The 12,541-nt window shown below is 66.1% G+C and carries 5 protein-coding genes; all 5 read left to right on the top strand.

Annotated features, from left to right (window positions below; translation table 11 throughout):
• Positions 1–3: 3 nt before the first annotated feature.
• The 5 genes from LKE06_RS10840 to LKE06_RS10860 are packed head-to-tail and all read left to right on the top strand — an operon-like array spanning position 4 to position 12,441.
• Positions 4–939, top strand: a complete 936-nt coding sequence (locus tag LKE06_RS10840; RefSeq protein WP_227998460.1) for a methionyl-tRNA formyltransferase — start codon at positions 4–6, stop codon at positions 937–939.
• 24 nt (positions 940–963) lie between these two features.
• A complete protein-coding gene (locus tag LKE06_RS10845) occupies positions 964–1,719 on the top strand; it encodes a thioesterase II family protein (RefSeq protein WP_227998461.1) in 756 nt (251 codons plus the stop codon).
• Positions 1,716–3,059, top strand: a complete 1,344-nt coding sequence (locus LKE06_RS10850; protein WP_227998462.1) for a beta-ketoacyl [acyl carrier protein] synthase domain-containing protein — start codon at positions 1,716–1,718, stop codon at positions 3,057–3,059. The genes LKE06_RS10845 and LKE06_RS10850 overlap by 4 nt, the downstream gene beginning before the upstream one ends.
• Positions 3,052–6,153: a nocobactin polyketide synthase NbtC gene (nbtC, locus tag LKE06_RS10855; RefSeq protein ID WP_227998463.1), complete on the top strand. Its 3,102-nt coding sequence runs from the start codon at positions 3,052–3,054 to the stop codon at positions 6,151–6,153. Before LKE06_RS10850 ends, nbtC begins: the two co-directional genes overlap by 8 nt.
• A gap of 12 nt (positions 6,154–6,165) precedes the next feature.
• Positions 6,166–12,441: a non-ribosomal peptide synthetase gene (locus LKE06_RS10860; protein ID WP_227998464.1), complete on the top strand. Its 6,276-nt coding sequence runs from the start codon at positions 6,166–6,168 to the stop codon at positions 12,439–12,441.
• Positions 12,442–12,541: the final 100 nt, after the last annotated feature.

Below are 12,541 nucleotides of genomic sequence, written 5' to 3' on the forward strand. Positions count from 1 at the left end.
TTCATGCGTATCGTGTCGTTCGGCTTCCAGACCTGGGGGCGCAAAACCCTACAGGCCCTGATCGATTCGGAGCACGAGGTCGTGCTCGCAATCACCCACCCGGCCAGCGCGGACTCCTACAAGGGGATCTGGTCGGACTCGGTCGAGGAGCTGGCCAACGAGCAGGGCATTGCGGTGCACCTCACCGAACGCGCCGACGCGGCAACAATCGACCTGGTCAAGCGTGCCGAGCCGGATGTGATCGTGGTGAACAGCTGGTACACCTGGATGCCCGCCGAGCTGTACAACCTGCCCACACATGGCACCTTGAACCTGCACGATTCGTTGCTGCCGAAGTTCACCGGGTTCTCGCCGGTGCTGTGGGCGCTGATCAGTGGCGAGTCCGAAACCGGCCTGACCATCCATCGGATGGACGAGGGCTTGGACACCGGCGACATCCTGGTGCAACGCTCGCTGCCGATCGCGGCGACCGACACCGGCACCGAATTGGTCTTGCGCGGAATGGAACTCATTCCCGGCGCGCTGCATGAAGCTCTCGCCGCGCTCGAATCCGGTACCGCGCAATGGCGACCGCAACACAAATCCGAGCGGACCTACTTCCACAAGCGCTCCGAGCGCGACAGCCGCATCGATTGGACCTGGCCCGCAGTCGATCTCGAGCGTTTCGTGCGCGCGCTGTCCGACCCGTACCCGCGCGCGTTCACGTTCTATCGAGGCGAGCGCATCGAGGTGCTGGAGGCGGTCGTTTCGGAGGCGCGCTACGGCGGAACGCCAGGCCGGGTCATCGTGCAGGAAGGCGGTGGCGCGGTGGTCGTCGGCCAGGAGGCGCACCGGGGGCGCAATCGCGGCCTGGTGATCACCCGGGTGCGCGGCGCCGACGGCGTCGAGCATTCGGCGGCCGAATTCTTCGTTCGCGGTGGCTATCTCACCGCCGAATGAACTAGCTAGTGCAGGAGTCTAGAAATGCCAGCAAATCTCGGATGGATCCGGCAATTCCATAAGCCCGGTGAGATCGAACTTCCACCATTGCTGATCTGCCCGCATGCGGGAAGTGGTGCCTCCGCCTATAGGGCCCTCTCCAAGGTTCTCAGCGAACACTTCGATGTGCTGATCTTCCAATATCCGGGGCGGCAGGACCGCGCCCGCGAGTCGGCAATGGAAACCCTACCCGAGATCGCGGCCGGAGCCCTCGCGGAATTCCTTGCCTCCGAGCACAATCGCGGCATTCCAATTACGGTTTTCGGTCACAGCATGGGCGCCATGGTGGCGTTCGAATTCGTTCGCGCCGCCGAGGCGGCGGGCGTGGAGGTTCGGCTGTTGGCTCCGTCTGCCGCTGTTTCGCCGGGGCGTGCGGTCGAACTGCCGCCGCATCCGACCGACGACGAGCAGATCCTCGACCACCTGTCCGCGCTGGAAGGCACCGGAGCCGACGTGCTGGCCAGCCGCGAAGTCATGCGTATGGCGTTGCCGGTGGTGAAGGCCGATTACCGCGCCTTCGACGCGTACGCCTGCCCGGCGGACGTGCGGGTGGCGGCGAAGATTCACGTTCTCGGCGGTGCGGAAGACCATCTGATCACCACGCGCGAATTGTATGCCTGGGCTGGTCACAGTGCACAGGATATCGAGGTGACCGTCTTCGACGGCGGACACTTCTATCTGAACGACAGTGCCGCAGGTATCGCGGAATTGCTCGCGTCGGAGATGAATCGGGTCAAATGACACACACAGCAGACCCGATCGTCATTTCCGGAATGGCGGTGGAGGCGCCGGGCGGCATCGATACCCTTGCCGAATTCTGGTCGGCCCTCGCGGACGCGCGCGAACTCATCGGACCATTTCCCCGGAATCGGGAATGGCCGATCGACCAACTGCTTTCACTGCATCGCACCGAAGGTTGGGGTCGAGTCTGCGATGCGGGTGGATTCCTGTCGGGTGCGACCGAATTCGATCCGCCGTTCTTCGGGATTACCCCGCGTGAGGCGGTTGCGATGGACCCTCAGCAGCGTGTCGCACTGCGGGTGGCCTGGCGGGCGCTGGAGAACGCGGGCATCAACCCGGGTGCGCTGGACGGGGCGGAAGTCGGCTGCTTCATGGGCGCGTCGATCAATGAGTACGGTCCCGCGTCGTCGGCGGTCACGGAACACACCGGCTATCGGGTTACGGGCACGGCCCTGGGCGCGATCGCCGGGCGAATCTCGCATGGACTCGGCCTGGTCGGGCCCTCGCTCACCACCGATACCGCGTGCGCGTCCTCGTTGACGGCACTGCACCTGGCCGCGAACGCGGTGCGCGCGGGTGAATGTGAGTGGGCGCTGGCCGGCGCGGTATGCGTAATGGGCTCGCCCGCAGCATTTGTCGAATTCTCGAAGAACAATGCGCTGGCCACCGACGGGCATTGCCGGTCCTACGCGGCCGACGCCACCGGCACCCTGTGGGGTGAGGGTGCCGGAGTGGTTGTGGTCGAACACGAGTCGCGGGCCAGGGAACTCGGCCATCGGATCTACGGGCGGCTGCTCGCCTCGCGGGTGAACCACAATGGCAAGGGCGCGCCCATCGCGGTGCCGAGTGCCTCGGCACAGCAGCGGTTGATCGAGAAGACCCTGTCCGCGTCTGGAATTCGGGCCGACGATATCGGAATGATCGAAGGACACGGCACCGGGACACCGGTCGGTGACCCGCTCGAGCTGGCCGCGCTGGCTCGGGTCTATGGCGGCACGGATCGCGAAACCGAAGGGCCGCTATTGGGTTCGGTCAAGTCGAACATGGGGCACGCGCAGGCGGCCTCAGGGATTCTCGGCCTGATCAAAGTGCTGCTGAGCGGTGTCAATGGACAGATCCCCGCGAGCCTGTACGCGGACCGCCCGACAACTGAAATCGACTGGTATACAACAAATCTGCGCCTGGCTACCGAACTCGAACCATGGGCTGCAATTGATGGCGTCCGATACGGCGCGGTCTCGTCGTTCGGAGTAGCCGGAACCAACGCACACGCCATCGTGGCGATGCCGGTGCTGGAGGATCACCAGCCCCGCACTACGCCGAGGAGGTCTGATGTCTGACTATCGACTCCCGGACGGCACCATTCCCGTATCGCTGTCGTCGGACACCGAGGGCGGGGTGCGCGGTGAAGCGGCGGCTATCAGGAACTACCTGGAGCAGCATCCGCACGTATCGCCGGACCAGCTGGCGGACATGCTGTTTCGCACACGGGTGGCACGCAGGTATCGCGCGCTGGCCATGGTCGATGACCGCGACCAACTCCTTGACGCGCTGTCCGCGATCGTCGCGGGCGCCGAACATTCGGCGGTGGTATCGACGACCGGCGTGGCGTCGGCCCGTCGGATCGGGTTCGTATTTCCCGGCCAGGGCAGTCAGCGGCCGGGGATGGGGGCGCTGTATTACGCGGCGTCCGAGGCATATCGGGCCGAGATCGACGCGTGCGCGCAGATCCATGACCAGCGTTTCGGACATTCGGGCCCGCTGCACTACCTACTCGGACACGAGGGGGAATACGCGGACGCGGTCTGGGAAGTGCAGCCGGCGTTGATGTTCCATATGGCCGGGCTGGCCGCCATGTGGCGCGCCGCCGGGGTGGAACCGGCCGCGACCGTCGGGCACAGCCAGGGCGAACTGGCCGCCGGCGCGGTGTCCGGTGTGATGACGCGGCGCGATTCGGTGCTCGCCGTGACCCATCGGGCGCGACTGGTCGAGCGGATCTCTCCGCGCGGCTACTCCATGGCCGTGCTCGGCATGGACCGCGACAGCTGCGAAGACCTGATGGCCCGCAACTCCGGGTGGGCGGAACTGTCGGTGATCAATTCGCCACACATCCTTGCCATTTCGGGTGACCAGGACACGATCGTGGAGATGGTCGCCACCGCGACTGCGAAGGGACAGTTCGCCAGGGAGATTCGGGTCGCCTATCCGGCGCATACCTCGATCGTGGCCGAGCTGAGGGCGGATTTCGAAGCCTTCCTCGGCGACGAGATGAGCAGCCTCACTTTCGCTGATAGTGATGTCCCCTGTTACGGGGCCACTCTCGGTGCGGCGATCGGATCCGAGCTGCGGCAGGAGGAGTACTGGTACTGGAATCTGCGCAATCGCGTGCGGTTCGACCGGGCGATCGTCGCCGCGGCCGCCGACGGGGTGGACACTTTTGTCGAGGTGTCGGAGCATCCGATGTTGCAGTTGGCGGTGCAGGAGAACCTGACGCTGGTACCGCACGAGGTGGGGTTGGCGCCGCGCGAGTTCCAGGTAATCGGAACCTCGGTGCGAACGGCTACGGGACTCGCGGAGTTCACCAGAAACCTCGCGACGGTCGTGGTCCACGACCTGAACTACCGGTGGGAGGCGTTGCGAGTCGAGTCCGATTCCGCTGCCCCGGTTCGATTGCCGCTGCGTGATTTCCCCAATACGGTGCTCAATCCGCAAAAGCTGTGGGCTGCACAGCAGTACGAGACGGCGCCACGTCTCGACGCAGCGGCGGCCGCGGGTCGATATCCGGACCGCCTCGCCGAGAAGTGGATACGTTTGGAGCGCCGATCGCTGGTCTCGCCACGCACGCTCCTGATTGTCGACCCGACCGGACGCTGCGGTGATATGGCCGCGGCGTTGGGGACTGCGGCCTACAACCATGGCGGTAGTGCGACCGTCTTCGATCCGGCCACTCCGGAGCCCGCCGGGCACGACACCGTTGTGGTGCTGCTGGCGGAGCTGCCGGATATGGATGGTCCCGCCGCAGTGCGCGAGGTCGCCGACTTCTTCGAATCACCTTGGCTGCCAACGCTCGATGCGAGCATCACCGACTGTTGGCTACTGACGATTGGTGGCGAGTCGGTGCTCGCCGACGATCGCTCGCCGCATCTTTTCCACGGCGCGTTGTCCGCCGGATTCCGTTGCATCGGAATGGAGCACATCGGCACCGCCTTCCGGCATCTGGATCTGGAATCTCCTGATGCCGACGCCGACGCGATCGTTCGCGCCCTGCACGCCAAGGATGAGCCGCAGTTGGCTCTGCGCGACCGCGGCCTCTACGCAAAGCGGCTCGAGGTCGATTCGCAACCGGTCGCCGAGTCGATCGGCCCCGGCGCGAATGACCTCGATCATGTCGTGATCGTCGGTGGCACCGGCACTTTGGGCTTGAAGTTCGGTGAGTACCTCGCCGAACGCGGTGCGCGACGTATCACGCTACTGAGCCGCTCGGGAGCAACCGACGCGGTGGCGGGGCGCCTGCGAGCAATCCGGGAAATCGGTGCGGCCGAGGTCGTAGTTGTCGCGTGCGATGTGACCGACGAGGCGGCAGTGCGCCGATTCGTCTCCGCGCACGCGGACCCGGTGAGCATGCTGGTGCACGCCGGGGTGAACTATGTCGGCGCGGAACTCGCCGACGTCACGTCCGCCAAGGTGCTGGAGATGGCGAGCTCCAAGATCATCGGCACCGAGCTGCTGCTGCGTTCGCTGCCGTTGACCGAGGATTGCCGGATAATCATCTGTTCTTCGGCGGCAGCGACTTTCGGCGGCCGGGGCCAGATTCTCTACGCCACGGTCAATCGGATGCTCGATGTGCTGGCCATGCGGTTGCGCGCGACCGGCATGAATGCCGTTGCGGTGCAATGGGGTATCTGGGATCTCGCGGGTCCGCTGCACGCGGTCGGCCTGGACCGCGTCACCGCGGCCGGTGTGGTTCCGATGGATCCCGGTGCGGCACTGACGGTCGGGCTCACCGAGCACGCGGAACGCGGCAGGCCGGGAAACCGCCTGGTGGCGGCGGCCGACTGGGCGCAGGTGCACGCGCTGATGTCCGCGGTGGGTTTCGGGCCGATCCTGACCGAGGTGCTCGATCAGGTGCCGCGACACGAGCCACCGAGCGCGGCCGTGGTTCCCGATGCCGTCGAGCAGGTGCCGGTCGTGCCGACGGGTGCGTCGCTGTCCGACCAGGTGCGCACGCAGCTGGGCAAGGTCATGGGGACCGAAGGCGACAATGGTTTCGACGGCTCGGTGCCGCTGGTGGCCCTCGGCCTCGATTCCCTGCAGGCACTGGACTTCCGCAAGCGGGTGCGGGCCGAACTGAACCGCGATCTCCCGGTGGCGGCCATTCTGGGCGGCGCGTCGTTGGACGACGTCGTACGCCTGATGGCCGGCAGCAACGTCTAGGCGGAGGATGCCATGTCGAACAATGAGCTCATCAGCGTGCCGGAGCGCCGAAAGGCGCTGCTGCGCAGGCGGTTATCCGAAAGCGGCCTGACCGCGACCCAACCCGCGTCCGCGCCGACTCGGCGCGCGAAACCGGGGGAGCATCAGCCGCTTTCGGCGGCGCAGCGCCGGATGTGGTTCCTGCAAACCCGCGATCCAGAGGACACGACCCTCAATATCTGTGTCGCCTACCGATTGACCGGCACGCTCGACGAGATACGCCTTCGCGACGCGATGACCGCAGTGCTCGACCACCACGACATCCTGCGCACCACCTATGGCACCGGCGAGGACGGCGAGCCGTACCAGCTCGTCGACACCAGCATAGAAGTGTCCTGGCAGACACACGATCTCACCGACCAGCCGGAGTCCGCCAGGCCACGCAGGCTGGAGGTGCTCGCCCGCCGTGAGTTCGGCAGGCCGTTCGACCTCTCCGTCGAGTCACCGCTGCGAGTCAGCCTGGTGCGCACCGGCGCCGAGGAGTACACCCTCGTGCTGGTGGTGCATCACATCAGCTGGGACGACGATTCATGGGCGGTCCTGTTCGCCGAGCTGAATGCCGCCTATCGCGGTGTGAGCGACGCGGTAGCAGTGTCAGCGCCCGGTCGGCCGGACGCGCAGTTCGTCGATGTTGCGGTTTTCGGCGACACCGCCTCCCACGATGACGCGAGCGATATCGAATACTGGCGCAGCACCCTGCGCCCACTGCCCGAGGCGCTGGAACTGCCGGGTGTTTCCGCCACGACCGCCGCCTCCGCCAAGCGGGCCGACCGCCGCACCGTTCCCCTGACTCGCGAGCTGGTCGAGCGGGTCGAGAGCTTCGCCAGGGCCAACGGCGCCACCCCCTTCATGGTCTGGCTCGCCGCCTACGACGCGGTGATCCACCGGTACACTGCGGCGACGGATTTCCTTGTCTCGGTTCCCATTACGGTGCGCGATGCGGCGGCGCAACCCCTGATCGGCTACTTCGGCAACACCCTGCTGCTGCGCGCCACCATCGGCGCGAACGACTCGTTCGCCGACTTCACCCGGACCATCCGTGACACCTGCCTCGGCGCTTTCGCGCACCAAGGTGTCGGGATCGACAGTGTGGTCCGCGAGGCGAATCCGCGTCGGGTCGGCGGTCGCGACGGGCTCGAACAGCTGGTCAGCCTCGGGTTCAGCGTGCGCAAGAGTGCCGATGGCTTCGACCTGGACGGGGTCGAAGCCAGACAGCTGGATCTGGGCAGCCAGGTCGCGCAGGTTCCGCTCGGCCTCACCGTGGTGATGGCCGACGAGGGCGCGCACCTGGAGGCCGAATACCGAATCGCCGATCTCGACGGTGCCTTGGTCGGGCAGTTGCTCGGGCATCTTTTGCAGTTGCTCGACAGCGCGCTGACCACCCCGCAGCGCAGGCTCGGCGACATCGACATGCTCGGCACCGCCGACCGGGCCGAGATCGTCGCGCGCTCGCACGGTGAGATCGTCGAGGCGGCATCGAGCACCCTGGTCGCACTATTCGAGGACCGGGTAGCGGCGACGCCGGACGCGCTCGCGATCGTCGCGCCGGGTACCCGCGTCGAGCTCGACGTCGAGCTCGGCTACGCCGAACTGAACCATCGCGCGAATCGACTGGCGCACTGGCTGATCGGTCAGGGCATCGGTACCGAGGAGATCGTCGGATTGCGCTTGTCGAACTCGGTCGAGTTCGTTGTCGCGGTCCTGGGCGTACTCAAAGCGGGCGCCGCGTATCTGCCGATCGATCCGGCCTACCCGCAGGATCGCATCGACTACCTGGTCACGGACGCCGCACCGCGCATGGTGCTCGGCCGAGTCGAACTCGCTGCCGCCGAGACCGCCGCGAACGTGCTGCCCGCCACAGATCCAGCCGACAGCGATCGAGTCCGCCCGCTACTGCCGCAGAACCTCGCTTACGTCATCTACACCTCGGGTTCCACCGGAAAGCCCAAGGGCGTCCCGGTCTCGCACGCCGCGATCGCCGAGCATTTGTCCGGCTTCAACGCCGAGTGGAGCATGACCGCCGAAGACCGGCTGCTGCAATCGTCGTCGGTGAGCTTCGATGCCTCGCTGCTGGATATCTTTGTGACCCTGACCCTCGGTGCCCGGCTGGTGATTCCGAAGCCGGACGCATTCCGTGATATTCCGTACGTGGCCGAGCTGATCACCCGCTGCGGGGTGACTGTGCTGCATATGGTGCCCTCGATGCTCAGCACCTTCCTGCTGCTGCCCGAGGTCAGCGAATGGCGGGCGCTGCGCCATGTTCCGGTCGGCGGCGAGGCGTTGCCCGGCGAGGTGGCCGACAAGTTCGCGGGGGTCTTCGATGCCGAGCTGCGCAACCATTACGGGCCGACCGAGGCCGTAGTGTGTGCGACCCATATGACGGTGGACGGTCCGCAGGGCACCCGGATCGTGCCGATCGGTATGCCGAATCAGAACGTCACCGTGTACGTGCTCGACGAGGCACTGCAACTGGTGCCTTCCGGTGTGGTCGGTGAAATCTATTTGGGTGGTGTGCAATTGGCGCGCGGCTACCTGAATCGACGCGGCCTCACCGCCGAACGTTTCGTCGCCGACCCGTTCGCGCCTGGTGCTCGCCTATATCGCACCGGAGACTTGGCGCGGCGCAACAGCAATGGTGAGATCGAGTTCGTCGGACGCGCGGATGAACAGGTCAAGGTGCGTGGTTTCCGTATCGAACTCGGTGAGGTCGAGGCGGTCATCGCCGCATACCCCGGTGTCGGTCACTGTGTCGTAATCGCGGTCGCCGATCAGGCGGTCGGTGCGATGCTTGCCGCGTATATCGTTCCGGAACAGGGGCTTTTGGTGTCCACACTGAGCCTCGACGATGTGCGTTCGCATGCCGCGGCGGTGCTGCCGGAGTACATGGTTCCCGCAGCGTTCGCCGTGATCGACGAGATCCCGCTGACCGTGCACGGCAAGCTGGACCGGCGCGCGCTGCCGGATCCCGAGCGTGCCACCACCCACCGCTACCGGGAACCCGGCACCGCCACCGAGATACGGCTGGCCGCGCTGTTCGGCGAGATCTTCGGTCGCGACCAGGTCGGTGCCGACGATTCGTTCTTCGAACTCGGCGGTCATTCGCTGCTGGCCACCCGGCTCGTGGTGCGGATTCGCACCGAATTCGGGGTCGAGATCGATGTGCGGGCACCGTTCGACGCGCCGACGGTGGCCGGTCTTGCCGCAGTCATCGAGGGAACTACCGCTCGCGTGGTCGCCGCTGTGCCCGTGCTGGCGAAACGACAACGGCCCGAGCATGTTCCGCTGTCCTACTCACAGCTCGCGCTGTGGTTCCAGCGAAAGCTGGAGGGGCCGAGCGCGATCGGCAATATTCCGTTCGCGGTCCGGCTCGATGGCCCGCTGGAAATCGACACGCTGGCTGTCGCACTCGGAGATGTCGTCGCCAGACATGAGGTGCTACGGACGGTGTTCCCGGAGCAGGGTGGCGTGCCGTATCAGTCGGTGCGACCGGCCGGGCCCATCGACGTGCCGGTCACGGTGCTGGAGGATCGGGACCGGTTGCGCGACGAACTGGCCGAAGCGGGACGGTACCGCTTCGCGGTGGATTCCGAGTTGCTGATCCGACCGCAGATCTTCACGCTGGACGCGCGGACGCATGTGTTGTCACTACTCGTGCATCACTTGGTGGCCGACCACTGGTCGTTCCGGACGATCCTGAGTGAACTGTCCACCGCTTATCGAGCACGAACCACCGGCAGTGAACCGGATTGGCCCGCGCTGGAAGTCCAGTACGCGGACTACGCACTCTGGCAGCGCGATGTCGTCGATTCGCTCGACAACCAGGTCGATTACTGGCGTACCACGCTCGCGGGCCTGCCCGAGGAGATCAATGTCGCGCCGGATCGTCCGCGTCCGGCCGTACTGGGCAAGAACGGTCATGTCGTCGCCTTCGAGGTACCCGCAGCCCTGCGCGCCCGGCTACAGGCCATGGCGGAATCGGTGGGGGCCAGCGAGTTCATGCTCTACCAGGCCGCGGTGGTGACGCTGCTGCACAAACTCGGTGCGGGCGTGGACATTCCGCTTGGTACCCCGATCGCGGGCCGCGTCGACCCGGCCGCCGCCGAGCTCGTCGGACTGTTGGCGAATATGGTGGTCCTGCGCAACGACCTGGCCGGCGACCCGACACTGCGGACCGTGCTCGAACGTGCCCGCGACACCGCGCTGCGCGCTTACGGCAACCAGGACATTCCCATCGAACGCCTGGTCGATGCGCTGAACCCGCCGCGATCGCGGGCCCGTAACCCGCTGTTCCAGGTAATGATGCACTTCCGGGTAGAGGACTGGGACACCACGGGTGCGGGCTTCGATGCCGGAACCTCGATGACGGTGCTGCCGTTGGACTTCGACATTTCGCTACTGGATCTGAGTATCAACTTCTTCGCCGGTAATGGCGGCGGGTTCGATGCGAGCGTCATCGTCAATACCGATCTGTACGATCCGAGGACCGGAGAATTGTTTGCGCAGCGGATGATTCGAGTTCTGACCGCATTCGCTGACCACCCGGAGTCCACCATCGGGGAACTCGATGTGCTGGCCGCCGACGAGCGAGAGCGCGTGCTCGGTGAATGGGCCACCGGTGTCGATGTTTCTGGGACCCCCAGCCTGCTTCAGCTGGTTCAGCGCGGTCGCGGCGTGCCCGCGCAGCGGCCCGCGGTCCTGTGCGGGCACGAATCTCTCAGCTACGGTGCACTGTTCGACCAGCTCGACCGGCAAAGCCGGGCGGGTTCCAGCGGCGGCGTGATCGATGGAACGTCGGGTGCGGCAAGCGACAATGCCGCGAATAGCGACGTGGTGCACGATCTCTCGCATTCCAACACGTCCAATATGCTGCTCGACTATGTCGCACCGGAAGCCGGCGGCGCTTCGATCGACGGTGTGCTTCGGCGTCTCGCCGCACTCGATATGATCGCGAATTCCGGTGGGGTGCTGGGAATCTCGGATGTCGATGGGTCGGCTCTCGCGCTGACACCGCATGCGATAGCGATTGCCGTAGCGGACAGCCGGTCGGTCGCCGCCGACCGGCGCACCGAATTCCTCGACCGCGCAACCGGTTCGCCGGACGTACGTCTGGTCGCGGCACCGTGGACGGGCACGACTATCGATATCGAGCTGGTCGCCGCACTTGCCGATGGCGCGACGCTCGTCATCGCCACCGAATCGCAGCGCGAGGACCCGGTTGCCCTGGTGGAGCTGATCACCGCGCACGCCGCGACGCACGTGGTTGCCGACCCCGCCACGCTCACCAGGTTCGTGCACACCGGTGTGTCGATGCTGCCGACGGTGCGGCGCTGGGAGGTTACTGGAACCAGTTGGCCCGCAGCGCTTCCCGACCTGCTTCCGGCGCTGTCCGCCGGTTCTATAGCCACCTTCGACTATCGGATCGCCGAGCACGCGGGGCCGGTGCTGCGCGGCGTGCTCGACGGCAGCGGGCGGGCCCGTCCGATACCGGGTGCCAGGGTGCTGGTGCTGGATGAGGCATTGCGGCCGGTGCCGCCCGGCGTCTTCGGAGACATCTACGTAGGCGGTGCGGGACTCGCTGTCGGGTACGCGGATTCGGACACCGGATTCATCGATGATCCGTTCGCACCGACAGCCGGTGCGAAACTGTCGCGGACGGGGGACCGGGCGCGCTGGGACTGCTCGGGTCGACTGTCCTTCGCGGCGGCACCGGCACCGGCACCGGCACCGGCACCGGCACCGGCGTCGGTGCGTCCGGGGATCGGCGATCGTGCCGCGATCTCGCTGAACGGTTCGGTGACCTCGGTGAGCTCATCCGATAAGGCGATGGCTTCGGATGGCTCGGTGTCATCGGATGCCGCGAGCACCGAGACGCAGCGGCAACTCATCGCCATCCTCGAAGAACTACTCGAGATCGATGACGTAGGCCCCGACGATGGCTTCTTCGCCCTCGGCGGCGACAGCGTCATCTCCATCCAATGGTCGGCTCGCGCCAACGAAATCGGCCTCCCACTCTCCCCGCAACTGGTCTTCGAACATCTCACCATCACCGAACTCGCCGCCGCCGTCGACGCGGCCGTGCGCGCGGGCGTGACTGTGACCATCGGTCAGGCCTTCGGTGGCTCGGACGATGCTGGTGCGCTCAGGCCTGAAACTGAGACCGGTCACGCCGAACATGCGGCGATGACCGTATCCGGCCTCAGCCAAGACGCTCTTGCGTTACTCGGTACGGCATGGAAGCAGTCGCGATGAGGGGCGAGGGCGTCTCGTCTTGCGCCGAAGGACCGGCTGGGTGGGGTATCGAAAAGTGCTGCGGCGATGAGTTCAGTTCGACCAGGAAGGCGACGCGGCG

This window comes from Nocardia australiensis (assembly GCF_020733705.1).
GTDB lineage: Bacteria > Actinomycetota > Actinomycetes > Mycobacteriales > Mycobacteriaceae > Nocardia > Nocardia australiensis.

What these genes read in the sequence shown, in the direction of transcription:
- LKE06_RS10840 (WP_227998460.1), top strand. Translation starts at nt 4, where the DNA reads ATGCGTATCGTGTCGTTCGGCTTCCAGACCTGGGGGCGCAAAACCCTA.
- nbtC (WP_227998463.1), top strand. Translation starts at nt 3,052, where the DNA reads ATGTCTGACTATCGACTCCCGGACGGCACCATTCCCGTATCGCTGTCG.
- LKE06_RS10850 (WP_227998462.1), top strand. Translation starts at nt 1,716, where the DNA reads ATGACACACACAGCAGACCCGATCGTCATTTCCGGAATGGCGGTGGAG.
- LKE06_RS10860 (WP_227998464.1), top strand. Translation starts at nt 6,166, where the DNA reads ATGTCGAACAATGAGCTCATCAGCGTGCCGGAGCGCCGAAAGGCGCTG.
- LKE06_RS10845 (WP_227998461.1), top strand. Translation starts at nt 964, where the DNA reads ATGCCAGCAAATCTCGGATGGATCCGGCAATTCCATAAGCCCGGTGAG.